This is a genomic window from Compostibacter hankyongensis, from assembly GCF_039541075.1.
Classification (GTDB): domain Bacteria; phylum Bacteroidota; class Bacteroidia; order Chitinophagales; family Chitinophagaceae; genus Compostibacter; species Compostibacter hankyongensis.
This window is the reverse complement of the sequence record NZ_BAABFN010000002.1, coordinates 622,632-649,037: the sequence shown is the minus strand read 5'-3', so window position 1 is coordinate 649,037 and position 26,406 is coordinate 622,632. Positions and strand designations below refer to the sequence as shown.

Annotated in this window: 15 protein-coding genes; 12 read left to right on the top strand and 3 right to left on the bottom strand. The window is 53.3% G+C overall.

Annotation, left to right across the window (positions count from 1 at the left end; translation table 11 throughout):
* The first annotated feature begins 74 nt into the window (after positions 1-74).
* The 8 genes from ABD851_RS07410 (at position 75) to ABD851_RS07375 (ending at position 12,789) form a co-directional block, all read left to right on the top strand.
* Positions 75-1,703: a glycoside hydrolase gene (locus ABD851_RS07410; protein WP_344977773.1), complete on the top strand. Its 1,629-nt coding sequence runs from the start codon at positions 75-77 to the stop codon at positions 1,701-1,703.
* Between the two features lie 110 nt (positions 1,704-1,813).
* A complete protein-coding gene (locus tag ABD851_RS07405) occupies positions 1,814-2,128 on the top strand; it encodes a hypothetical protein (protein WP_344977771.1) in 315 nt (104 codons plus the stop codon).
* 77 nt (positions 2,129-2,205) lie between these two features.
* The gene (locus tag ABD851_RS07400) at positions 2,206-5,439 is read left to right on the top strand and encodes a SusC/RagA family TonB-linked outer membrane protein (protein ID WP_344977769.1); all 3,234 of its coding nucleotides are present in this window, start codon (positions 2,206-2,208) and stop codon (positions 5,437-5,439) included.
* Between the two features lie 15 nt (positions 5,440-5,454).
* Positions 5,455-7,329, top strand: coding sequence for a RagB/SusD family nutrient uptake outer membrane protein (locus tag ABD851_RS07395; RefSeq protein WP_344977767.1), 1,875 nt, complete (start codon positions 5,455-5,457; stop codon positions 7,327-7,329).
* A gap of 52 nt (positions 7,330-7,381) precedes the next feature.
* Complete coding sequence (locus tag ABD851_RS07390; protein WP_344977765.1) at positions 7,382-8,587, top strand: DUF5000 domain-containing lipoprotein; 1,206 nt, start codon at positions 7,382-7,384, stop codon at positions 8,585-8,587.
* A 43-nt stretch (positions 8,588-8,630) separates the two neighbouring features.
* Positions 8,631-9,848 carry a DUF4998 domain-containing protein gene (locus ABD851_RS07385; protein WP_344977763.1) on the top strand — a complete coding sequence of 406 codons (1,218 nt, stop codon included), beginning with the start codon at positions 8,631-8,633 and terminating at the stop codon, positions 9,846-9,848.
* A 39-nt stretch (positions 9,849-9,887) separates the two neighbouring features.
* A complete protein-coding gene (locus tag ABD851_RS07380; RefSeq protein ID WP_344977761.1) occupies positions 9,888-11,837 on the top strand; it encodes a 3-keto-alpha-glucoside-1,2-lyase-like domain-containing protein in 1,950 nt (649 codons plus the stop codon).
* 67 nt (positions 11,838-11,904) lie between these two features.
* Positions 11,905-12,789, top strand: coding sequence for an alkaline phosphatase family protein (locus ABD851_RS07375; protein ID WP_344977759.1), 885 nt, complete (start codon positions 11,905-11,907; stop codon positions 12,787-12,789).
* A gap of 67 nt (positions 12,790-12,856) precedes the next feature.
* Here ABD851_RS07375 and ABD851_RS07370 read toward each other — a convergent pair whose 3' ends face one another.
* Both ABD851_RS07370 and ABD851_RS07365 read right to left on the bottom strand, forming a co-directional pair.
* Positions 12,857-14,026, bottom strand: coding sequence for a PepSY-associated TM helix domain-containing protein (locus ABD851_RS07370; RefSeq protein ID WP_344977757.1), 1,170 nt, complete (start codon positions 14,024-14,026; stop codon positions 12,857-12,859).
* A gap of 3 nt (positions 14,027-14,029) precedes the next feature.
* The gene (locus ABD851_RS07365) at positions 14,030-16,531 is read right to left on the bottom strand and encodes a TonB-dependent siderophore receptor (protein WP_344977755.1); all 2,502 of its coding nucleotides are present in this window, start codon (positions 16,529-16,531) and stop codon (positions 14,030-14,032) included.
* Positions 16,532-16,790: 259 nt separating this feature from the next.
* Here ABD851_RS07365 and ABD851_RS07360 point away from each other — a divergent pair, with 259 nt between their 5' ends.
* A complete protein-coding gene (locus ABD851_RS07360) occupies positions 16,791-18,149 on the top strand; it encodes a polysaccharide deacetylase family protein (protein WP_344977753.1) in 1,359 nt (452 codons plus the stop codon).
* Positions 18,150-18,287: 138 nt separating this feature from the next.
* Entirely contained in the window at positions 18,288-20,414 is a 2,127-nt protein-coding gene (locus tag ABD851_RS07355) for a glycoside hydrolase family 2 protein (RefSeq protein ID WP_344977751.1), read from the top strand.
* A 37-nt stretch (positions 20,415-20,451) separates the two neighbouring features.
* Here the strand turns inward: ABD851_RS07355 and ABD851_RS07350 are convergent, their stop codons facing one another.
* On the bottom strand, positions 20,452-21,021 hold the full coding sequence (locus ABD851_RS07350; protein ID WP_344977749.1) for an RNA polymerase sigma-70 factor: 570 nt from the start codon (positions 21,019-21,021) through the stop codon (positions 20,452-20,454).
* Positions 21,022-21,175: 154 nt separating this feature from the next.
* On the opposite strand from ABD851_RS07350, the gene ABD851_RS07345 reads away from it, so the two are divergent.
* Together ABD851_RS07345 and ABD851_RS07340 are read left to right on the top strand one after the other, a co-directional pair.
* Complete coding sequence (locus ABD851_RS07345) at positions 21,176-24,463, top strand: SusC/RagA family TonB-linked outer membrane protein (protein ID WP_344977747.1); 3,288 nt, start codon at positions 21,176-21,178, stop codon at positions 24,461-24,463.
* 56 nt (positions 24,464-24,519) lie between these two features.
* Entirely contained in the window at positions 24,520-26,376 is a 1,857-nt protein-coding gene (locus ABD851_RS07340) for a RagB/SusD family nutrient uptake outer membrane protein (protein WP_344977745.1), read from the top strand.
* Positions 26,377-26,406 lie beyond the last annotated feature (30 nt).

The window sequence follows — 26,406 nt, the reverse complement described above, 5'->3', positions numbered from 1 at the left end:
TTGAACCTTAGATTATTGAACCTCAAACCAGAAACCGGAAATCAGAAATCAGAAACCAGAAATTGAACCTACTGTTGAAAAAAAGTTGGCAAACGATCGTTCCCGCGGGTGTCCTGTCGCTCCTGACCGTGTTTTCCTGTTGCGGGAAGCCCGCGCCTGCATCTTCGCCGGAAATGCCCGGCGGGAAGGACACTTCCGCCCTGCTGGAACTTCGTATAGACCTTGCCGATACCCACCAGACCATACACAGCTTTGGTGCTTCGGATTGCTGGACCGGCAAGTTCATCGGCAGCTGGGCAGATGTGAGCAAGAAGAACAGGGTCGCCGATCTGCTGTTCAGTACCGATACGCTGGCCGACGGGACCCCGCGCGGCATCGGGCTATCGCTCTGGCGGTTCAATATCGGCGCCGGCAGCTTTGAGCAGGGGGCGGGCAGCGGCATCGCCACCGACTGGAGAAGAGAGGAATGCTTTCTGAATGCGGACGGCTCGTATAACTGGAACAAGCAGGCCGGGCAGCAATGGTTCCTTCAGGCGGCGCGCAGCAGGGGAGTGAAGTATACCCTTGGCTTTGCCATATCCCCGCCCGTATACATGACGCGGAACGGGAAGGCCTTTCACCCCGGCGGGGACAACCACCTGAACATCCGCGAAGGCCGGATGAAAGATTATGCCGGCTTCCTCGCTGCCGTAGCGGAACATCTCCGGCTGGATTACCTGAGCCCGGTAAACGAGCCGCAATGGGACTGGAGCGCCAAGGGCAAGCCCACCGCTTCCCAGGCGGGCAGCCAGGCTACCAACGGGGATATCGCCGCGCTGGTAAAGCAGTTGTCCGCCGCGCTGAAGACCAGGCATGCCACGGCGAAAGTAGTGATCGGAGAAGCCGGCCAGCTGGATTTTCTCTATGGCCGCAACAACGACGACCGGGGCGACCAGGTCAGCCGTTTCTTCTCCGCTGCTTCCCCGGATTATATCGGTAACCTGCCGGACGTGGCGCCCGTTATCTCGGGACATAGTTATTTTACTACCTGCCCGGATGATAAGATGGTCCATGTACGTCAGCAGCTGGCCGAAAAGGTCCGTCAGGTGAACCCTGCCTTGTCCGTCTGGCAGAGCGAGTTCGGGATACTGGGGGATATCTGCGGACAGTACAGCGGCAGTCCCCGGAATACCGGCATCGGCTACGGACTGTATGTAGCCAAGGTGATCCATCACGATCTCACCGTAGCCAATGTATCTTCCTGGCAATGGTGGCTGGCAGTAAGTCCCTATGATTACAGCGATGCCCTGGTCTATATCAACGCGCCCGACAGCAGCATAAATGTGGATCAATGCAAAAGAGACGGTGTCGTGCTTGAATCCAAGCAACTCTGGGCGCTGGGTAATTATGCCCGTTTTGTCCGCCCGGGCATGCAACGCGTCACCGCATCGATAGACGGCTTGCATGATCCTGTGAAAGCAGCGGGAGCGCTGATGGTTTCCGCATACCACGATCCGCAGGAGAAATCCCTGGTGGTGGTGCTCGTCAACGTCAGCAATGAAACAAAAACGCTGCGGCTACATACTTCCGCAACCCTCCGGAAGAACCTGCTGAATACTTATACCACCGATGCCGATAGCAACCTGAAGCGTTCTTACAGCGCGCCAGACAGTATCGTTGTAAAGCCTCAATCCGTCGTTACCCTCACCGGAAGATATCAGTGAAGAGAAACAGCGACCGTAAGATAATCCATTTTTTAAGTAAGATTGACTATTTCGGAAGACGATGATGATTGTACTTTTGAAACAATATGATCGCCTTTTGAAACGATATGATGGCCGGCGAAGTTTCTGATCGAAAGCGAATTGAAGCGGCGGAGGCGGATAGCGGCGGGGCAGAGTTTCCCGCTGTTGCAGTACAAGGCGGTCATGTTGCCGGAGCTTGCTCTTCGATACTGTCTTTTATTACCCTGCCAAATAAAATGCGTACGGCTGATGAAGTGAAGTTGGTTATCGTTCATATTTTCTTAACCCGCTTTTCTGCCGTTCTGTTTTTCCAGACCATATTTTTGATTTATTTTTCACCGTTGTTATCAGGCTGCTTACAAAAGCAGCTTTTGTTCATGAAGAAAAAGCGTCATTATATATAATCCGGTCTGCGGATGAGCTGCAGCGCCTGTGTCTGCGGTGATCCTGCGCCGGATATTTATTAACCATCCTCAAACCTATGACAAAACGATCTACTCCAAAGACCGCGGGGCTTGTTTTGCTTATGCTGATCTTCCTGTCTGCCGGTCGCGCAGCGCCCCTGTCCCATACCATACATCCTGAGGTAAGCGTCAAACCATCCGCTGTTATTCCTTTGGAAACCGGCCTGCGGCTTCCGGACAAGGAAGTCCGGGGTCTGGTTACCGATAGCAGCGGGGCGCCTATGCCCGGTGTGACCGTGTCGGTAAAGGACAAACCTACTGTCGGAACCACTACCGATCTGAACGGCCGCTATATCCTGGTTGTACCCGATAATGCGGTGCTGGTTTTCAGTATGGTCGGCTTTGACAAGCAGGAGGTGCCGGTTAGCGGAAAGACCTCCATTGACATCCGGCTGCTCCCGGCTTCCAACACGCTGGGTGAAACGGTGGTCGTGGCCTTTGGCACCCAGAAGAAAGAGGATGTGGTCGGTGCGGTGACCACCATTGATCCCGCCGAGCTGAAAGTGCCATCGAGCAACCTCACCACGGCGCTTGCCGGACGTCTCGCCGGCGTCGTCGCCTATCAGCGCAGCGGGGAGCCGGGGGCGGATAATGCCGAGTTTTTCATCCGCGGCGTCACCACCTTCGGGTATAAAAAAGACCCCCTGATCCTGGTGGACGGAATAGAGTTCAACGCTACCGATCTGGCCCGGATGCAGCCGGATGATATCGCTTCGTTCTCCATCCTGAAAGATGCCACCGCCACCGCCTTATACGGCGCCCGGGCGGCCAACGGTGTGATCCTGATCAGCACCAAAGAAGGTGCGGAAGGAAAGGCGCAGGTTACTGTACGTGTGGAAAACTCCGTTTCCATGCCCACCCGGAACATCCAGCTGGCCGATCCGGTTACCTATATGAAGATGGCCAACGAGGCCGCTATCATGTCGGATCCGCTGTCTGTTCTGCCTTATACGCAGGATAAGATTGATAATACGCTGAAGCCCGGTTCCAATCCTTATGCCTATCCTGCCACCGACTGGCTAAACACGCTTTTCAGGGATTATACCATGAACCAGCGGGCCAACTTCAATGTAAAGGGCGGGGGTAAAGTCGCCCGCTATTACCTGGCCGGGACCTTCAACGAAGACCACGGTATGCTCAGGGTGGATAAACGGAATAATTTCAACAACAACATCGACCTGAAGAGCTATCTGCTGCGCTCCAACGTGAACATAAACGTCACGAAAACCACCGAGGTAGGCGTAAGGCTCTACGGTACCTTTGACGACTATACCGGTCCGATCAATGGCGGAACAGACACTTACCATAATATCATGCGGACCAATCCCGTATTGTTTCCTGCTTATTTTCCCAAAGATGCGGAACACCGTTTTGAAAGGCATATTATGTTTGGCAATTATGGTATTTCCGCCAATTATCTTAATCCTTACGCAGATATGGTAAAAGGGTATAAGGACTATTCCCAGTTCCTTATGATGGCCCAGTTTGAGCTGAACCAGGATTTCTCCTTTATCACCGAAGGCCTTTCGCTCAGGGCGATGGTCAATACTACCCGGCGTTCCTATAATGATGTTTCGCGATTTTATAACCCTTATTACTATCAGCTAAACACCTACGACAAGCTGGATGACGCCTATACTATCGGTCTGCTTAACGAAAATACCGGTACGGATTATCTGGGCTATGCCGAAGGCACGAAGCAGGTTCATGCCACCTCATACATCCAGGCGGTTTTTAACTACAATCGCACAATCAAGAAGAAGAACGATATCAGCGGAATGCTGGTGTTTTTGATGGATAATCAGGTGGACGCCAATGCGGGCGATCTCCAGACCTCTCTGCCGCATCGGAATATCGGCGTATCCGGAAGGTATACCTATTCGTATGACAAGAAGTATTTTGCCGAGTTCGATTTTGGCTATAACGGTTCCGAACGGTTTTTTGAAGAAAAGCGATTCGGCTTTTTCCCCTCCGTCGGGCTGGCCTGGACGGTCTCCCGGGAGCCCTTCCTTGAGCCCCTTTCTCATGTCATCACCAACCTCAAGCTGAGGGCCACTTACGGCCTGGTCGGCAATGACGCTATTGGGAAGCCGGAGGACCGGTTCTTCTACCTTTCCAATGTGGATATGAATGATGTTGACCGCGGCTCGCGTTTCGGGACTGATTATACCTACAGCCGGACCGGTGTTTCCATCTCCCGTTATTCCAATGAGGAGATCACCTGGGAAACTTCTTATAAAACCAACCTGGGCATGGACCTGGGGCTTTTTGATAAGGGTAACGTAGTGCTGGATCTCTGGAAAGAGCACCGTACCCATATCCTGATGCCACGCGCCTATATACCCAGCACTACCGGATTGGCTGTTACCCCGCAGGCCAACCTGGGAGAAGCGAACAGCAAAGGCATCGACCTGTCTGTGGACTATTCCCAATCCTTCGGCCCCAGCTTCTGGCTGCAGGGGAGGGCCAACTTCACCTATGCTACCAGCGCATTTACCGTCTACGAAGAACCGAAATACGACAGCAAATACCTCTCGCATGTCGGCTATTCATTGAGCCAGCAATGGGGGTATATTGCCGAACATCTCTTCGTGGATCAGAAGGAGATCGACAATGCTCCGTTTCAGAACTTCGGGGAGTATCACCCGGGCAATATCAAGTACAGGGACGTGAACGGCGACGGTCAGATCACCACGCTGGACCAGGTGCCGATCGGGTATCCGACCACACCGGAGATCGTTTTTGGGTTCGGGTTTTCCGCTGGGTATAAGAACTTTGATCTTTCCTGCTTCTTCCAGGGCCTGGCCCGGGAGTCATTCTGGATAAACCCATACGCTACAGCCCCGTTTGTATCTTATCTCTATCCGAACGAAACGGCTCCTGCCGGTGTGCTCCAAAACCAGTTGCTGAAAGCCATCGCAGACAACTACTGGTCGGAAAGCAACCAGAATCCCTATGCCTTCTGGCCGCGGTTGTCAGCAACCAGCACCCTGCTCAGTAACGATGCCCAGCAGAATACCTGGTTCATGCGCAACGGGGCGTTACTGCGTTTAAAAACCCTGGAATTGGGCTATACGCTGCCCCGCAAGATTACCCAGCGCTGGCACATCACGGAGACCCGATTTTATTTCAGCGGGATCAACTTGTGGACTCTCAGCAAGTTTGACCTCTGGGATGTGGAAATGGGGGGTAACGGGCTGGGCTATCCCATCCAAAAGGTCATGAACCTGGGAATTCAGGTTTCATTCTAACATAAAAAATAGGTCATGCAAAAGATAAAAAAAATATCCCTTCTGCTTCTTTTCGGGTTATCCTGCTCCTGTAATTACCTGGATATCGTGCCGGATGACGTAGCGACCATAGACAATGCCTTTGTGATGCGGAGCGCAGCGGAAAAATTTCTGTTTACCTGCTATTCCTATCTTCCCAATGAAGACAACCTCCAGGAAGATCCTGCCTTTTTCGCGGGAGACGAATGCTGGTATTATGCAGTATCCAACAATCCCTGGAATATTGCGAGGGGCAGTCAGAATATAGTGGACCCGTATGTGGATTATTGGGACGGGACAAGATCGGGTATCTCCTGCTACAAAGCGATACGTGACTGCAACATCTTCCTCGAAAAAATTGACGGCGTGCCCGACCTGGATGATTTCGAAAGAGACCGCTGGGTGGCCGAGGTCAACTTCCTGAAAGCCTACTATCACTGGCTGCTGCTGCAGATGTACGGGCCCGTTCCGATAATGGACAAAAATCTGCCCGTATCCAGCGGAACGGAGGCCGTAAAGGTGGAAAGGCAGCCGGTGGATTCCTGCTTTACCTATATCATAAACCTCATCGACTCCGCGGCTATGAACCTGCCGGACCGGATCGAGAATGAGGCCACTGAGCGGGGCCGTATCACCAAAGGCATCGCCCTGGCCATAAAAGCAAGAATACTGGTTAATGCGGCGAGTCCCCTGTTCAACGGGAATCCTGACTATGCGAGCTTTACAGACAAGAAAGGACAGCATTTGTTCCCTTCCCAGGCAGATCCTGAGAAATGGAAGCGGGCTGCACAGGCCTGTAAGGAAGCTATCGATTTTTGCGAAGCGCAGGGTGCGAAACTATACCATTGGGAACCCAACCGGGAAGGGCTTTCGGATACCACCATTACCAAGATGGATATCCGGAACGCGATTACGGAAAAATGGAATCCTGAGATCATCTGGGCAGATCCCAATAGTGTGGCAGACCGCCTCCAGTGGTATTCGCAGGCCCGCCTGCTGCCCGAAGCCACGCCCAATATCCAGTCGCTTTACGCACCCACCCTGCGTATGGCCGAGCTGTTTTATACCAATCATGGAGTGCCCATTACGGAAGACAAGACCTGGGATTACACCGAACGTTATTCGCTCCGGACTGCTACGGCCGCGGATAAATTCGATATCAAGGAAGGCTATCAGACTGTAGGACTTCATTTTAGCCGGGAACCCCGCTTCTATGCCGATCTCGGTTTCGACGGCGGCATCTGGTACGGACAGGGACGGTTTGATGATAAGGATCCTTATTATGTACAGGCCAAGATGGGACAGGCTGCAGCCAGAAAAGACGTGGCCTATTATTCGGTGACCGGTTACTGGCCCAAAAAGCTGGTCAATTTCAATAATTCCGTGAGCACGGGTATCAGCTACGGTGCGGAACCCTACCCCTGGCCCAGGATCCGCCTGGCCGAGCTGTACCTGTCCTATGCCGAAGCGCTGAATGAGTCTCAGGGACCGGTTTCCGATGTGTACCGTTATCTCGATATGATCCGGGAGAGAGCGGGAATACCTTCGGTGGAAAATGCCTGGTCGCAGTATGCCAAAGATGCCGGAAAATACCGTACCCGGGACGGGCTGCGGGATATCATTCACCAGGAAAGGCTGATCGAGCTGGCTTTTGAAGGGCAGCGTTTCTGGGATCTCAGACGATGGAAAGAAGCGGAGAAAGTGTTGAATGCTCCCATCATGGGATGGAATACCGAAGCAGAAGAGGCGGGAAACTATTATCGCGTACAGATCTTGTATAACCAGCGTTTTGAGAAAAAAGACTATCTGTGGCCCATAAAGGAACAGGAAATGATCGATAATGAAAAGTTGGTGCAAAATCCCGGCTGGTAAGATGCGGAAGAACAAATCATATCAAACCAATCTGAAAATGAAACCGAGTATGATGAAATATACACGCCTTCTGCCCCTTATCCTGCTGGCAGCAGGGGCATTGCTGTTTGCTTCCTGTAAGGAAGACCAGCCCGCTCCGCAAAAAAACGACGGCAGTGCTCCCGCTCCGGTGACCAAGGTGAGCTGGGCTCCTCTGCCCGGTGCGGTCAGGATCAGCTATGCTCCACCTGCCGATGCGGACCTCTTTTATGTAGAGGCCGAATGCGAAACCGCTAAAGGGAGCAAGGTGGCCAAAGCTACCTTTTATGATCACGCTGTAGTGCTGAACGGATTCGGGGATACCAGCGAATATGAAGTAAAGCTGTATGCGGTGGACCGGGGTGAAAACCGTTCCGAGCCCGTTACCGTAAAAGTAAAGCCTTCGCTTCCTCCCGTGTTGTCCGTACGCAACTCGATCGTGATCAAAGAGGACTTCGGCGGGATCAACCTGGCCTTTACCAATTCAACCGAGGCCAACCTCGTGCTTTTTGTGCTGACACCCGATTCCCTCGGCGACTGGAAAGAGGTGGATGCCAACTATACCAAACGGCCCAGCGGCGCTTTTTCCGTAAGGGGGTTCCCGGCTGTAAAACGCAAATTTGCGGTGTATGTCAGGGATCAGTGGAACAACTTTTCCGACACCATGGTTCAGGAAGTGGTGCCGCTCTTTGAAGAGGAGATCGACAAAAAGAAATTCCGCGAGTACCGCCTGCCCACCGATGCACCTACTGGTTTCAGCTGGTTCATGCCCAGGATGTGGGACGGCAGCATCGAGGAGCCCAACGGATTCCATACCGAGCATATGGGTACTGCCGACAATCCCAGCGGCTTCCCGCATCATTATACCTTCGACATGGGAACCGTAGCCAAGCTCAGCCGTTTTAAGATCTGGCAGCGGGGAATCCTTTCAAATCCCAGCTTTTTGTACGCCCATGGCAATCCCCGTAAGTTCGAGATCTGGGGATCCACACAGCCGGCGCAGGACGGCAGCTGGGATGGTTGGACCAAGCTGCTGGACTGCGAATCCATAAAGCCATCCGGACTGTCGATAGGGCAGGTATCCAACGAAGACAAAGCTTATGCGGCGGACGGGGAAGAATATATATTCCCATTTGATGCTCCCCCGGTCAGGTATATACGCGTCAACGTATTCAGCACCTGGGGCGGGGATGATTATTCCCATATCATGGAAATAACCCTCTTTGGCGCCGAGCAGTAACCGAGACTCCTTATCGATATCTATTTTAATAAAAACAGAAAATATGTCCACCGCCCGATTTTTTAGCTGTCTGTTGTCCCTGGCATCAATATGCTGCCTGTTGGGAAGCTGCAGCAAGATGGATCATACCTATGAGCCGATCATCAAAGATGGGGAAATTGTGTATACCGGAAAGGCAGATTCGGTAAGAGCCTTCTCCGGTAAGGATCGCCTTGCACTTTCCTGGCTGTTGTCCGACCCGAAGATCACCTATTGCAAGCTGTACTGGAACGGTGGCGCGGACTCCCTGCTGGTGCCGGTGAAGCAGGGATCGCTGACCGACTCCATCCACGTTATGCTGGATAATATGCAGGAAGGCACCTATACCTTTACCATTTATACCGGCGACGACGAAGGACACAGGTCGGTAAAAAGCGAGGTAGTGGGGCGTGTTTATGGCGATCAGTATGCCGGCACGCTGAGCAACCGGCTGATGAAAGACGCCCGGTGGACGGATGGGGAAGCCCGGCTTATATGGGAGCATGCTGTAGGTAGTCTTGCCGGAGCGGAGCTGAGCTATACCAGCACTGCGGGAGATGTCCGGCAATTGTTTATTTCTCCGGAGGCGGATACCATAGCCATCGCCGATCTGAAGGAAGGAAGCAAGCTGCAGTACCGCACGTTGTTTTTGCCGGATTCTGCTGCCATAGATACTTTTTATACCGGCTATACGCAGGTGACCCCTGTCTTTGAAACCCTGATGGATAAGTCTGCCTTCAAAGAGCTGATCCTGCCGGGAGATGCGCTGACGGCTTACGGTTGGGTCTTGTCTCGTTTATGGGACGGCAGTATAAAAGAAGGCCAGGGGTTCTTTTGTACCGGGTCCGCTTTTCCTTTTCATTATACCTTCGATCTGGGCGCCGTAGTGCAGCTCAGCCGGTACAAGATCTGGCAGCGGGGGAATGACCCGTCTTCGGCTTCTCTGTATAACAGCGACAATCCCAGCAGCTGGGAGATATGGGGCGCCACTGATCCGGCCGACGACGGCAGCTGGACGGGCTGGACGAAGCTGATGGTGTGCCGTTCCTTCAAACCCTCGCAGGCGGCGCTGGGAACCAATACGGTTGCGGACAAAGCCTACGCCCTCGCAGGGGAAGAATACATCCTCTCCGATACCCTGCCCCCGGTGAGGTATATCCGGATCAATGTGCTGGAGACTTGGAACAAGGGGAAAAGTCAGGCAAACTCCATGGAGCTGACTTTCTGGAAAAAGAAACAATAAAAAGACGATTATCGCGTAAAGGATGGTAAAGGAAAGTTCATGAAGAAATTGTGCCTGCAGGCAGTGGCCTGCATCCTGTTACTGTCTTTTCAAAATCTCAGTGCCCAGCATATTACGATCGACGGCAACAGCAGCGGTCGCATCTTTGAGGGGATCGGCGCCCTGAGCGCCGGCGCTTCCACCCGCTTTCTGGTCGACTATCCCGAACCCTATCGCAGCGATATCCTGGATTACCTGTTCAAACCCGGCTTCGGGGCCGGCCTGCCGGAACTAAAGGTAGAGATCGGCGGAGATATCAACTCCACAGACGGCTCCGAGCCGGCTTATGCCCATACGCGGGAAGAATTTAAAAACCCGCGCGCCGCCTACTTCAACCGCGGATACGAGTGGTGGCTGATCAAAGAAGCCCAGAAAAGGAACCCCGACATCAGGATAGAAACCCTGCAATGGGGCGCGCCCGGCTGGGTAGGCAACGGCCGGTTCTATACGGAAGAAAATGCGCGCTTTATTGCCGGCTATATCAACGGCCTGAAAAAATATCACGGGATCACCGTGGACTATACCGGCATCCGGAACGAGACGCTCTATGATAAAGACTGGATAAAGCTGCTGCGCCGTGTGCTGGATGAGTCCGGTCTTTCGCACGTAAAGATCGATGCGGGCGACCAATGGAAGCCCGAGCACCAGTGGCAGATCGCGCAGGATATTGCCAAAGACCCTGAGCTGGCAAAAGCGGTGTACGCCGTCAATGCGCATGTCCCGGAAGAAACGGATTTTCGTACTCCTCCCGAAGTGCAGCAGATCGGCAAGCCGGTCTGGAGCGGGGAGTCGCACGACCATGGGGGCGACTGGGCCGCGGCCGCCAAGGTGGCCCGCATCAACAACCGCGCATACCCCCTTGCCCGTATTACCAAGGTGATCTACTGGAGCCTGATCACTTCCTATCCTCATTATCTTACGGCCCCCGCTTCCGGCTTTATGGAAGCCAATACCCCCTGGTCCGGTCGCTATACTGTGCAGCCGCCGTTGTGGATCGTAGCGCACACCAACCAGTTTGCCAGGCCGGGATGGAAATATGTCAACAGTGCCTGTAAATACTTTAAGGATAAGGGCTGGTCCGTGACGGCGCTGACCGATACGCTGACCCATGATTACAGCGTGATCATCGAAACCACGGAAGCAAAGCAGGACCAGACGGTGCATTTCAGGCTGTCCGGCGGTCTTCCGGATAAGGCCCTTGCCGTATGGCAGTCTTCCCCCGGTCATCTGTTTGAAAGAAAAGCCGATATAACGCCCCGGCAGGGAACATTTGTCCTTACGCTAAAACCCAATACAGTTTACTCGCTGACCACCACCCGCGGTCAGCAGAAAGGGAAAGCCCAACATGCGGTGCCGCCGCCGGCTCCTTTTCCGGATCATTATAAAGATGATTTCGACGGGGACAGTCTGAACCGGCAGCCGCCTTTCTTTATCAGCTATCACGGCGCTTTTGAAGTGGTTGGCGACAGCGCATCCGCCAACCGCTGGTTGAAGCAAGGTGCGCGGCAGCAGGGCATCAACTGGTTTGGCCAGCCGTATCCCCGCATCCTGTTTGGCGACAGCAGCTGGACGGATATGCGCGTATCAGCGGACTTCCTGCTGCCCGATACGGGCAGGGTGGGGATCGAATCCAGGCTGCAGCGTTTTCCCTGGAACAGCAAGGTAGACGGGTATGCTTTTGAGATCAGCCACACCGGCAGCTGGCAGCTGAAACGCAACGGGAAAGACAGCAGCCTGCTGCAGCAGGGACAAGCCCGTCCCGTAAAAGGAAGCTGGCATCATCTGGAGATGCGCTGCAGCGGAGACCGGATTATCATCCGACTGGATCATCAGGAGATCGTCAGCGTCCGGGACAGTCATTACAAAATGGGTGTGACGGCGCTGACTACCGGCTGGAACGAAGCTTACTTCGATAACTTTGAAGCGGAGAATACGGCAGTTACCCCCTGATTATTTTTTTGTGTCCTGCTTCAGTGATTGTTGTTTGTTCCTTACCTTACACTTCAAAAATATTGCTATGAAACAGCCCGGAATACCGGTACTTTTTGCCGCCCTTTCTCTCGCCGCCCTGTCTTCCTGCGGGGTAAAAAATCACCCTCCCCGTCCCGACCATATCGTGATCGTTATAGAAGAAAATCATGGGTACAACCAGGTCATCGGTACGGGAAATGCGCCTTATATTAATCAGCTGGCGAAGGAAGGTGCGCTCTTTACCAATTCCCATGGCGTTACTCATCCCAGCCAACCCAACTATGTGGCATTTTTTTCCGGCGGGCTGCAGGGGATCAAGGGCGACGAATGCCTGAAGGATTCAACGCCCTATACCACGCCCAATCTCGGAGCCTCGCTGATAAAAGCGGGATATACCTTTGCCGGTTATTCAGAGACATTGCCCGGCGAGGGTTTCCTTGAATGCAGCTATGAGCAGGTAAAAGGATATTCCTATGCCCGTAAGCATGCGCCCTGGGTGAACTGGCAGGGCAATAAGGAAAACGGCCTGCCCGCATCCACCAACCTGCCGCTGAGCAGCTTTCCCTCGGACTTTGACAGCCTGCCCACGCTGTCCTTTGTGATCCCCAACCAGGGCAACGATATGCACAATACCTGGATCGACGGCGATACTGCCGCTATACAACGTGCAGACCGCTGGCTGAAAGATCATCTTTCCAGATATGTGGATTGGGCCAAAACGCACAACAGCCTGCTGATCCTTACTTTTGACGAAGATGATTTCACGCCGGACAATCATATTCCCACGCTTTTTGTCGGACCCATGGTACAACCCGGTGAGTATGCCGACTCCATCAACCATTATAGCGTGCTGCGTACGCTGGAAGCCATGTACGGCTTGCCGCCGGCCGGCGCGGCACAGGCTGCCGTCATCAAAAATGCCTGGCAGTAGTTTTCTGAAATCCGCCGATGAATCTGTTCTTCCTCGCCGGAAGCGGGATGCTTCCGGATGGTATTTCCTAAAGGATAGCCGCTCTTCGTTTCTTCTCCTTGTTCTTCCGCCCGTACCACACGAGAAAGCCGGTCAGCGGGAGGGAGGCGCATACAAGGCTGGCCAGAAAAGCCAGTATCTGGCCGGGAAGGCCATAGACATTACCGGTATGGATATAGAGATTGGTGTTACGCCATTTCTGCCCCAGTGACTTATCGCCCTGGAGGAACTGTCCGGTCAGCTGCCCGGTAATGCTGTGATAATAGTAATAGTCCACCACCCTCCAGCCGGTTCCGCTGCTTACCTGGACAATGGCCATAATAGGCTGGTTGGCTTTTTGAGGCAGGTCAATGCTGATCTGCTCAAACCGGGGCGCTTTGCCGTATACCGACCGCATGGCGATGTCCAGCGGGCGGATATCGGCGGCAGGCCGGGATGCCACGGGAAGCTGTTCTCTCTTTACGCTCAGGGGCCGGTCCGTTCCGAGCAATCTGTAGATACCGCTTTCCCACCATTTGAAGGACCAGGTAAGCCCGGTTACTGCCATGACTGCGCCCAGCAGCAGCACATAGAAGCCGCCTGTGGCATGCAGGTCATAGTTGACCCGGCGCCAGCGTGCCCGCAACAGGATGCGGAAACGTTGCTTGCGCGCCCCGCGGTTCCTGGGGAACCAGAGCACAACACCCGTCAGCAGCAATACGAGGAAAAGCAGGGTAGAGATGCCCACGATGGGGCGGCCGACACTGGGGTAGAGCAACAGATACCGGTGCAGCCACAGCAGGACCGTAAAAAACTCGTGCTTCCGGTCGATCTGTCCCAGCACCTTGCCCGTATAAGGGTCCACGTAGACCTCATCCAGGTAATCCACCTGGTCGAAGGCCGTTCGGTGCGTGCTGTGATTTTTACCGCTACCCGATGCGCCGAAGACAAAGGACCGGTCCGGATCCGGATAAATGGTTATCGTATTGACCGGCTTGCCGGGGCCCAGCGCTTTTTGGGCGGTCGCGGTCAGCGCCGACAGGGGCCGGGTGCTCCCTCCTGCAGCCGGAGTATACACCAGCCCCGGGTGTATCAGGTTGAAAAGCGGCTCCTCGAAGACCAGCAGGCAGCCGCTCAGGGACACCAGCAGGATAACGATACCGGTGATCAGCCCGATCCACAGGTGCAATATTCCGGATATCTTCCTCAGCCGGTGCATGGTTTAAAAAGTATATCCGACGCCGACCAGGAAATTCCGCGGAGTGCCGGGGAAGAGACGGTTATAGTCATACCCCCCCAGCCAGTGCGTTTTGTTAAAGATATTGTTCAGGTTCACCGAGAGCCGGAATTTATCAACGGTATAATAAAGCGCCCCGTCCGCCACAATATATCCGGGAAGCTGCAGGTTGGTCTTGGCATCCAGCGTATTCCGCCGGGTGACAAAATTACTGCCCAGCGCGATGCCCAGACCCTTCAGCGCCTTGCCGTCAAAGAGATATTTTGCCCAGAAGCCGCCCTGGGCCCGTGGCGCATTGGGCAGCTGCTCTCCGATTTCATCGGGGTTGTCCGAACGGGTAACGGTGGCTTTGTTGTAGGCAAAGTTAGCGGTAAGGCTGAAGTTGTGCGTGACTTGTCCGTATGCGTCCAGCTCTATGCCTTCCGATCTTTGCTGTCCGATCTGCCGCAGCTGGTCGGGATTGCCGGGGGCATTGGCGTTCTGCAGCACGTTGTTTTCCTCAATGCGGTACACCGCAAGGTTCAGGGCCAGGCGTTTCCGGAACAGCTCTGTTTTGGCGCCTGCTTCCACCATGTTGGAGATCAGGGGGTCGAACGGTCCGCCGTACCGTTCGGGATCGCCTATGGTAGCGGCGTCCTGCGGCTGATAGCCTTCCGTAAAGGTGCCGTAGAGGCTTATCGCCTCAACCGGCGTGTAGACCAGGCCGATACGCGGTATGAACGCATGCTGGTTTACCGTTTGCTCGTCTTTCCGGGTATAGTTCAGCAGATCGGTATAAAATTCCTGGCGGAAGCCGAGCAGGGCGCGTATTTTCCCCCATTGGAGCTGTTCCTGGACATATACGCTGTTGACATAATAACGCGCCGGTGCGATCGCCTCGCTCGTATTGAAATACCGGGAGATATCGCTGAAGGAATAGTCCGGGTTCTCCAGGTTGAAATAAGGTACGTTCGGTACCGGCATATTATTCCGGATGAGGTATCGCGACCGCTGTTCCGGATCATAGGCTGCCGGTTTTCCGGCCGGGGTCAGCACAATGCCGGTGGAGTCCGCATTGATGAATCCATAGGCATTGTAGGTGGAGTTGCCGTCGGGAGAGATATAATTGATATGGTCATAGCCTGCCAGAATTTTGTGTTTCAGGGGGCCGGTATTGAAATCGAATACGAAATAGGAGGAAAGGTTATCAGTATAATCCTCGTCCAGACGTCGGGTGGTCTGCATCTCCATGAGGGTGGGCACGGGGTCGCCGTCGGCATCCATGGCATACCGGTTGGCCGTGCGGTGCTCCAGCAGGCTTTCGTGGTACAGCGATTTGAGGTAAGATGCATTAAACGTGATATGATCCGATATTTTCCGTTGCAGGGAAAGGGTGGCGTTCAGGAAGGTCTCGTTTTCAAAATCATTTTCTTTTCCGATCGCAAAGCTGATGGGTGTGGAGTTCAGCTTTGTACCGGCGGATGCGCCGAAGATCGGTTGTCCCCGGTCCAGCCGTCCCAGCGACAGCGAATAGACCAGGTCAAAATTGACCCGGGTCTTGTCATCGGGTATAAACGAGACGGATGGAGCGGCCACTACATTCTGTCCGCCCTGCAGCTTGCGGAAAGAGCCGGCGTTCTGATAGGCCAGGTTAAGACGGTACAGCAGTGTTTTTTCCTTGTTCATCGGGCCGGTAAAATCCGCAGCCAGGCGGTAGGTATTGTAGCTCCCCGTGGCAAAGTTCAGGGCCTTCCGGTTCTCGTCCAGCGGCTTTTTGGTCACAATATTGATGGTGCCGCCGGGATCGGTATTGGCAAAGAGCGCCGAGGCCGGTCCCTTGATGACCTCTACCCGTTCCACATTGGGCAGCACAGACTGGTTCCAGCCGTCGCCGGTCAGTCGCAGCCCGTTGAGCAGCACATCGTGCGTGCGGAATCCGCGCAGGGTAAAATCGTAATTGTTGGTGGAGAACACGTTGAGCCCGCTGACGTTTTTTACGATATCCATGGTCCGGAAAGCCTGCTGGTCCTGGATGACTTCCTTGGTCACATAGCTGATGGCCTGGGGAATGTATTTCAGGGCGGTCTCCGTTTTGGTACCGGAAAAAGAAAAGGTGTTTTTATAGCTCTTCTCGCTTCGTCCGATCACCTCCACTTCCTGGAGGGCGGCCGTAGCGGCCCGCAGCGAGAGGTCCGTACGAAGGCTTTCTCCGGCCTGCAGGGATACGGTACGTGTCTGCCGCGCAAACCCTATGGTGGTGGCGGTCAGCGTATAGGTTCCTTCGGGTATTCCGGACAGCCGGTAGCTGCCCCGGTCGTCTGTGGTGACGGACTGCTCCGTTTCTTCCAGGTACACGCTGGCTCCCGGAAGGGGATTGCCTCCGGCATCGGTGACATGGCCGGAGATCACGCCACGGTCCGGTGAACCGGGTTGCTGGGCGCGGGCGGTCGGGGTATGACAGCAGAGGGCAATGCAGATCACGCAGGCGAAAGCGGTAAAATAATTCATAATGTATTTGTTTGGTTACCCGGCCGCGGCGGCAGGATATGCCGGGCGCAGGTACATATAAATCCTGATCGGGCGCAAAGGTAATGCATCGCCCAGGCAGCGCCTGATCCGATCCGGAATTTCTCCACGGCGATCCGGAAATTTTTAAGGCAGATGATTTTGTGAAGGTAAAAGATATGTGACGGCAAAAGATAACGGACCGGAAGCGTCAAATATGCGGAGAATGGCTTAAATTCCATTCTCAGATAAAGAAATACCGATGATTTATTCCCATCTCCTCCGGCATATCCTTCCCTTACTTTTCCTGATCATCCTGTTCGGCGCCTGTTCGGAACGGGACGAGATAACCGGGCGCACGGAGATCACCCGCTGGCCGGATGGAAAACGCGGCGCTGTCTCCATTACCTATGACGATGGTAACCGGAACCAGTTTCGCTATGCCCTGCCGGTAATGGAGCGGCTTCATATACCGGCCACCTTCTATATCATTACCGGACCCATTGCCGGCTCGGCGTATCCGGGAAAATTTATCGGCCGTCCGGTCCGGAACATCATCCTCGAAAGCGCAACAGTGCCGACCGGTAATGAAAATTATTTCGAACGTATCTCGGCAGCGCGGTATCTGGGCTACAAAGGCGCCCTGGCTTATTACGACAGGAGCGCGGGTCTGTTTGAAAGGGATAAGAAAGAGGCGGCTTACCGGGTCATGGACACCCTGTATGCTGCGATCCGGTCGCGGCGTCTGAAGCCGGGAACGGAGTATAGTATGGAGATAAGCGACGAAAAAGGTCTCAGCTGGGACAGCCTCCGCGCCTATGCTGCCCGCGGATATGAGTTTTCGAGCCATACGGTCACCCATACCCATCTCGCCGTGCTGGACACGGCCAACATCGCCTATGAGCTGGGAAAGAGCCGGGAAGATATCCGGAACCATCTCGGCAGGCGACATACCTTTGATGCGGAGATACCCTTTGGCATCGAACATCCCCGTGCGATGAAGTATGCGCTGCCTTTTTATCCCGCATTGCGAAACCGGATGACCGATCCTTATCTCAAAGAGATCAACCGGGGCTATAAAGATCCGCCGGGTATTTCAGACCGGGAGTACGTACAGTGGCAGCGGGGTCCGCTGACGGCTACTCCTTATACCCTGATGCAATCGTGGGTGGATACGGTACTGGCGCACGATAATATCTGGCTGGTGCTCGTCTTTCACGGAATAGACGGACTGGGTTGGGAACCGCTGACCCATCACACCCTGGAAGCGTATTTCCGGTACATCAGGCGCAGTGAAGACAGTCTTTGGATAGCCACCTTCGGAGATGTGGCGCGGTACATGCGGGAAAGAATGAACACCGGCGTGCTGTCCCGCCTGCAGGAAGACGGGATTGTCCTTACCCTTCGTCACTCACCGGATACCGCCGTTTACGATGTGCCGCTGACCCTGAAAACCTATGTGCCGGAAAGCTGGAAGCATGCACGGGTCATCCAGGGCGGGCGGCATATCACCGTAAAGGTGCAAAAAGATGAAACAGGAAATTATGTCCTTTATCCGGTGCGGCCCGGACGTACTCCCATACGTCTGATCCGGCAGCAGCCGTCTCCCGGGAAATCATAAGATAGTCCATTATTTAAATAATATACCCTATTTACGGGGCGGCCCCTTGGTTTATTTTTGAACCGAAATTACCGGGCAGGCCGGAAGTAGAACGGCCTGCATCTTCACTGCACATTTAATAACGTATAAATGTCCGATATGTCTTCCCGCAGAAGTTTTTTAAAGAATCTGGGTGGCACAGGTGCCCTGACCGTATTGCCGTTTTCTTCCGCCTTGTTTAAGGATGAGGCAGAAGGCGGCGTGCTGCCGCAGCAAAATAAAGGAGAGCTGGTGTTTTCTCTCAATGGAAGCTGGCAATTCAGGACTGATCCAGATCAACAGGGCGTTTCCGGGGGCTGGTACAAGTCTGCGGCCACCGGCGGACACTGGGACACGGTAACGGTGCCGCATACCTGGCAGATCACGCCGGAGCACAATGATTATTTCGGAGTTTGCTGGTACCGGAAGACATTCAGCGTTCCTGGCGAATGGAAAGGCAAAACGATCCGCATCGAATTTGAAGCCGTATACCATACTGCAAGGGTATGGCTGAATGGTACCGAAGTCGGCGGGCATACCCGTAAAGGTTATACGGCGTTTTTTATTGACCTTACCAAAGCGGTAAAGCCGGATGCAGTAAATACGCTGGTGGTCATGGCTGACAATCATTTTGACGACAGGATGCTGCCGCGCAACCGCTCTTACGACTGGGCCGCCGACGGCGGCATTACCCGACCTGTAAGCCTGCACGTTACCGAGCCGGTATATGTGGAACGTATCCAGGTTACCGCTCTGCCGGATATCGGCAGGAAGACGGCCGGTATCGCCGTGCTCGGCCTGGTAAAAAATGCCTCAGGAAAAAGTGTGCGGCTGGAAGCCGCTTATACGATAGCCGAAGAAGAAACGGGCCGCGTCGTGCTGCAGTCGCCCCGCCGGCCATCCCAGCTTGGAGCCGGGGAAAGCCGGGAGATCAGCTTCCCGGAGAAGACCCTGCAGCAACCCAACCTCTGGCATTTTGACCATCCTCATCTGTATACCGCAACATTCGACCTCTACGCCGACGGCGTTTGGGTACACAGCTATGTCACCACCTTCGGCATCCGGAAAACCGAGGTGAAAAATGCAGGTTTTTATCTCAACGGGGAACGAGTATGGCTGATGGGCGTGGAGCGCATGGGCGGCAGCAATCCGGACTATGGAATGGCCGAGCCCGGTCACTGGATCGAGCACGATCACCGGGATATGAAGGAGCTCAACTGCATCTTTACCCGTGTGCACTGGCAACAGGATAAGCGGGTGCTGGACTTCTGCGACCGCCATGGCATACTCATACAGCTGGAAGTGCCGACATGGGGCGCCGCTACCTTTAAAGGCATGAGCGAGCAGCCCGATGCGGACATCATGCAAAACGGGCTGGAACAGCTGGAGGAACAGATCCACCGGGAGTACAACCATCCCTGTGTTTTCTCCTGGGGGCTTTGTAACGAGATCGGCGGGCAGAATCCGCCGGCCTATCATTTTGCCGCCAACATGCTGAAGGGGGCCAAGAAGCTGGATCCTCACCGCTTATGCTCCTATGCTTCCAACTCGTTACAGAAAACCCCGGAAAAGGATGTTTCCGAACTGATGGACTTCGTGGAGTGGAACGAATACTATGAAAGCTGGTACAAAGGTACCGTTGCGGATATGGAAAAGAATCTCGAAGAGATCCACCACGCATTCCCGGACAAACCTATCGTGATCTCGGAATATGGCTGGTGCCGCTGTACCCCGGACCGTAAAGAAGGGGATGAAAAGCTGATCCGCATCATGCAGACGCACAATGCCGTATTCCGGAAGCATGATTATGTGGGCGGGCTGATCTTTTTCTGTTATAACGACTACCGGACCCATGTGGGAGATAAGGGTATGGGCGTGATGAAGCAGCGGGTCCACGGCGTGGTAAACCTGCTCGGTGATCCGCATCCTTCCCATGCGGCGCTCCGGAAGGAATCTTCACCGGTGGAAACCCTTTCCGCTGCACTGGACGGGCAGGCCCTCAAAGTTTCCTTTACTTCGCGGAAGGCCATACCTGCGTATACCTTGCGGGGATATGTGCTGCGCTGCATTGCATACGGAGAACAGGGCATACCCCTCGAAAAAGCGGAATATTCCCTTCCCGATATTGCTCCGGGCGCTTCCGGCGGACATACCTTTACCCTCAGCACTCCCGCGATTGAGCGTGTGGAAGTATCGGTCTGCCGTCCCACGGCCTTCTCCGTACTATCTGTGGCGGTAAAATCCTGATCAGGTTGTTCCGCATTGCCGGCTGCGTGGCGCAAGACTAAGGGCTGAGCAGGAACTCCTTCAGGTTTTCCCTCAGCCGGGTGAGGGCCCGGGATATCTGTGTCTCGACGGTTTTGACGGAAACCTGCAGCCTGTCGGCTATCTCCATGTATTTCAACCCCTCGAACCTGCTGAGTACGAATATCTTCCTACACTCTTCCGGAAGTTGCGCAACAGCTTCGTGAACGCGATGATTCAGCTCCTTATAGCTCAATGAATCCTGCACGGGATCCGTAAGGTGCTGCGTTTCATGAAGCCTCCGTATGGAGTGAAGATATTTTTTCCTCACCCTGAGATGGGAAAGATAGGAGCTGCATTGATTATAAACAGCCCGGAACAGATAAGACTTCAGCGCATTTTCGATGATGATCTTGTCGTGATTCTCCCATAGCTTCAAAAATACCCCCTGCACAATCTCAACCGAAATGTCCTGAGAAGATACAAAACGCGAAGCAAAATTGCATAAGACCGTATTGTATTTTTTGAAAATCAGTTCGAAAGCATAGATATTTCCTTGGTAAAATAAGGTGAGGATATCTTTTTCCGGAGGGTAAGAAGTAGAGGGCATAGCAAGGGTGTAACGATTCTTAGGAAAAGTAATATTGTTTATCAGACACGCAATCGTTTGCAAAAATTGTGCAGTTTTAGTGCTGATGTTTTTTTCTGCCTTTGTCAGGGTCAATCCGTTTTCAGCCGACTTATATAGATAACAACCAAAGCGTATGAAAAAAATAAACAGGGAGACCTGTCCTTCCGGCCGGTTCAGGTCGGCAAGCGCGCAGGTCTTTGTAAAACCGGTCATCTTTATTGCTTGTATGATATGGTGGAATGCGCCCGCTCCGGTCTGCGCAGGAGGGACAGGTCCGGAGAGGGAACATGTAAACATGGCAAAGGGAGTAACGGGTACGGTCACGAGTAAGGACGGCCGTCCGCTGGCCGGTGTAACCGTAGCCTTAAAGGGTACTTCAGTCGGAACACGTACGGATGAAAAGGGTGCCTATAGCCTGACTATCCCGGATACCATACCGACTCCGGTGCTGGTATTTTCTTACGTAGGCTATCTGAAAAAAGAAGAGCCGGTGAATAACCGCAGCGCAGTCAATGTTGTGCTCCAGGAGGATGTAAAGAGCTTAGAGCAGCTGGTGGTCGTCGGCTACGGTACCCAGAAAAAAGTAAACCTCACCGGCGCCGTGGGGACGGCTTCCGGCGAAAGGCTGGAAAACAGGTCGATCGCCAATGTGGGAGAGGGCCTGCAGGGAGTAGTACCCAATCTTAATGTTACCGTCCGGAACGGGGACCCTGCAGCAAGCCCCGGTTTCAATGTCCGGGGATTCACTTCTATTAATGGCGGGGGACCGCTTATCCTGGTGGACGGCGTGCCGATGGACATTAACCGGATTAACCCCGCCGATATCAAAAGTGTCAGTGTGCTGAAAGATGCCTCTGCTGCAGCGGTCTATGGGGCGAGGGCTGCCTATGGCGTGATCCTGGTGGAGACAAAAAGCGGACAGCGTGGAAAAGTGCACATCTCCCTGAATACGCAATGGTCGCTGGCGAAGCCTATTTTTAAGGCGGATGTGATTTCCGATCCCTATCAGTTTGTGTCCATCGAGAATGTAGCCAGTATGCGGACAAACGGCGTGCCCGCCTATGACAGCAATATGGTGGCCGGGACCAAGGCCTGGTCCGAGCATCCGGAAACGGCGCCTGAATGGGGAGTGGTCAACGGCGTCCTCCGGTTTTACGGATACAATAATTATCAGAATAAACTGCTGACAGACTTTGCGCCAACCAATCAGCATGATCTGAGCATTTCAGGTGGTTCCGAAAATGCAGATTATTATGTTTCCGCCGGATACCTCACCAAAGACGGCTATTTAAGATATAATAACACGAATTTCAAACGATACAATATCTTGATGAAAGGGGATTTTAAAGTGAACAAATGGCTGCAGCTGAATGAAAAGGTTGTTTTCAATTCCCAAAATAACAATCAGCCTCATTTTTATAACTGGGATGTAAACATCAATTCCCTGGCCAGGGTATCTCCCATACAGCCCATCCAGTTCCCCGACCTTCCCCAATACCTGGAGCCCGGAGATCATGATAAATATGCACAATACATCGGAATGTATTTCGGGGGCACCAACTTCTATCCTTATCTGCTGGACGGCGGCCGCACTACCTTTGCCAATAACGATACCTGGCTGACTACCGGAGCTACCATAACCCCGTTAAAGGGGCTGACGATCAAATCGGATTTTTCCTATGAGATCTTCAACAGGAACTATCAGGATGTGGCCAGCAAGATAGACATCGTAGATGCGGATCTTACGAATCCTACCCCGGTCAGCCACGGCTTCAGCGATCCTGACTGGATAGAGAACCAGAACCAATATAACCGTTACTATGTATTTAATGTATATGGTGAATATGCCTTTGATTTTCTTGCCGATCATCATGTAACTGCTACGATTGGATTCAATCAGGAGTGGGGGCAGAACAAATATGTAGTAGCGCGGGCCTATTCTCTAATTTCACCATCTGTTACCGATATACATGCCACTACAGGCGATCAGCAAACAAATGGCAGCAGTTCAGAAGTGGCCTTGCGGGGCGCGTTTTATCGTTTGAAGTATAATTACCAGGACCGTTATCTCCTTGAGGCAGACGGCCGTTATGACGGAACGTCCAGATTCCCCGAAAAGGATCGCTTCGGGTTCTTTCCTTCCTTCTCGGCGGGATGGAGAATCTCCAACGAGCATTTTATGGAGGGAACAAGGAGGTGGCTGGATAACCTGAAGATCCGCGCTTCTTACGGCTCATTGGGAAACCAGCTGCTCACGGACAATAATAATAACCCGCTTTATTATCCTTATATCCCTACACTGGGCAGTGGTACTGCACCGTATATCATGAGCGGCGACAGCAGGATTCCCTATGTATCCGCCCCGGGGCTGGTGAGCCCGTCCCTGACCTGGGAAACCGTAGTGTCCAAAAATATAGGGCTGGACTTCACCCTGCTGCAGCAGCGGCTGGACGTTTCCCTGGATGCTTATACCCGGGACACGAAAGATATGCTGATGCGCAAGGAGTACCCCGATATCCTGGGCGCAGATGCTCCGCAGACCAACGCCGCCGATCTGCGGACCAAAGGATGGGAGGCATCCCTGACCTGGCACGATAAGATAAAATCGGACTTCAGCTATGATATCACCCTGTCATTGTCCGACTGGACCAGCGAGATCACGCGGTATGAAAACCCCAGCGGCAATATTGACGACTATTATGTCGGTAAGAAGATCGGTGCCATCTGGGGATATAAGACCGTAGGGATCTTTCAGTCCCAGGAAGATGTCGACAAGGCCGTCGATCAGTCCAAGATAGGGGCGAACTGGCAGCCAGGAGATATCCAGTATGCGGATCTTAACGGCGACGGGGAGATCAGCCCGGGCAGCCGTACCCTGGATGACCACGGGGACCTCACGGTGATCGGCAATAATACCCCAAGATATCAGTTTGGCCTCAATATCAACCTGAATTATAAGAACTGGAGACTGACTACCTTTTTCCAGGGAGTCGGCAAAAGAAAGATATGGCCACAGGCTGGCAACTGGACCTGGTTCTTCCCCTTTAATTCCGGATATCTTGAAAAATGGGCGGTTACGGATACCTGGAGCGAGGATAACCGGGACGCCTATTTTTATGCGCCCTATTATGCCTACAATGATAAAAAGAATGTACAGACACAGAGCCGGTTCCTTCAGAATGCAGCCTATATGAGGCTTAAGAATATTACGCTGAGTTATGAGCTGCCCCGGCAGCTGATCAATAAAATAGGGCTGGAGCAGGTAGAGGTTTATTTTACCGGTATGAACCTGTGGGAGTTTTCGCGCATCAGAAGACCGCTTGATCCTGAATCCATTCCTGAAGTTACGGCCGAGACCAATGGAGCGATTGAATATCCCATGCAACGCATATATACCCTGGGAGCCAGGATATCGTTGTAGTCACACTTGATGAGCCTTCGGTGTCATCATCCATTAAACAGATAAAAAACCAACGGATGAAAAAGTTATCGCAGGTCCGCCGTCTGGCGGGCGACTATAAAGATCTCGATGAATACCTGAACCTGGACCGGAAAAATTTTATAAAGTTCAACTTGTTAGCCCTTGGCACCTTCTTGCTGAATGGCTGCAACGATGATTTCCTGGAAAGAAAACCCGTCGACAGCGTCACCGGCGAAACCTTCTGGAATACGGAAGATAATTTAATGGTCTATAACAACAGCCTTTACGACCTGGCCAGGAATGATGATAATGTCCCCATTATGCAGGGGCATTATGACGGATTTAACAGCCATTGGGGCAGCATCTGGAACCAGGATGAATTTTCCGACAATATGGCCCCCACAAACAGCAGGCATCAGTATTTTATCGAGGTGCGTGCCGGTAAGTATCATGTTCCGGATACCCCGGCCGATCAGTGGTTCGGGTATAAAGGATGGGACTTCGTCCGGGCGATCAACGTAGGGCTGGAGAATTATGACAAGGCGCAGGTCCCACAGGAGATAATCGACAGATATGCCGCAGAGGCGCGGCTTTTCCGGGGATGGTTTTATGGCGAAAAGGTGGAAAAATTCGGCGATGTGCCCTGGGTGGATAAGTCGTTGAATATTGACGATCCGGACCTGAATATTGCCCGTACACCGAGAGATGAGGTAATGAAGCATGTGCTCGACGACCTCAATTTTGCCTGTGAAAAGCTTCCAGATGACTGGGAAGATGGGAATGCCCCGGGAAGGCTCAACCGTTGGTGCGCATTGCTGGTTAAATCCAGGATATGCCTGTTCGAAGGGACATGGCAGAAATACCGGGGCGGGCCCGACGTAGAAAAGTGGCTCCGGGAAGCGGCCGATGCGGCAAAGGAAGTGATGGACAAGGGACCTTATAAACTGTATACGACGGGGGATCCCCAGCATGATTATAACGCGTACATGCGTATACTCGATCTGAGTGGGAATCCTGAGGTGATGTACTGGAGGAAATACAAGCTGGGAGTGATTACCAATGCCGTTCAGAGCTATTTCATAGATTATTCGGGCGGCGCGACAAAAAGCCTGGTGGAGGATTATCTGTGTACCGACGGGCTCCCGGTCACCTTGTCCCCTTTATATAAAGGAGATGAAAAGATTGAGGATATATTTGAAAACCGGGACCCGCGGCTAAGACAGACCGTGCTGCATCCGGACGACAGTGAAAAATACAGATACCACCTGGACGACGGCCGCTCCTATCCGCGGATCACGGGCATGGCCGGAGGGGCCATATCCACCACCGGTTATCATATCGTCAAGTTCTACAATGCTGATGATATGATCGGGCATGCTTATAATACCGGAGAGTCACCTGCGATCACGCTGCGGTTTGCCGAAGTGCTGCTGAACTATGCGGAAGCAAAAGCCGAACTTGGAGGGATCTCGCAGCAGGACCTGGATATCAGCATAAACCTGCTGCGCGACAGGGTGGCGATGCCCCATATGAGTTTGAGCAATATTCCGGTAGATCCCCGCTATACGGGAGACGGTGTTTCTCCGCTGATCGCAGAGATCAGGCGCGAGCGCAGAATAGAGCTGGCCATCGAAGGATTCCGCTATAAGGACTTGAAACGCTGGAAGCTGGGCAAGAAATTAACGGTCAAGACCCTGGGTATACAATGGAACAAGGATGCGGAAGCCCGTTATGCGGGGGCCACCATACAGACTTCTGTGGACCAGGCCTCGGGAAAGGCCTATATAGACCCTTACAAGGGCGTGGATTGGGATAATCCTGTTTTTGACGAACACAAGCATTATCTTTGGCCTATTCCGTTAAGCGTTATTGCAAAAAATTCAAAAATCGAGCAGAACCCCGGATGGGAATAGCCCCCTGTATAGCAGCATATGTCAGCGGTG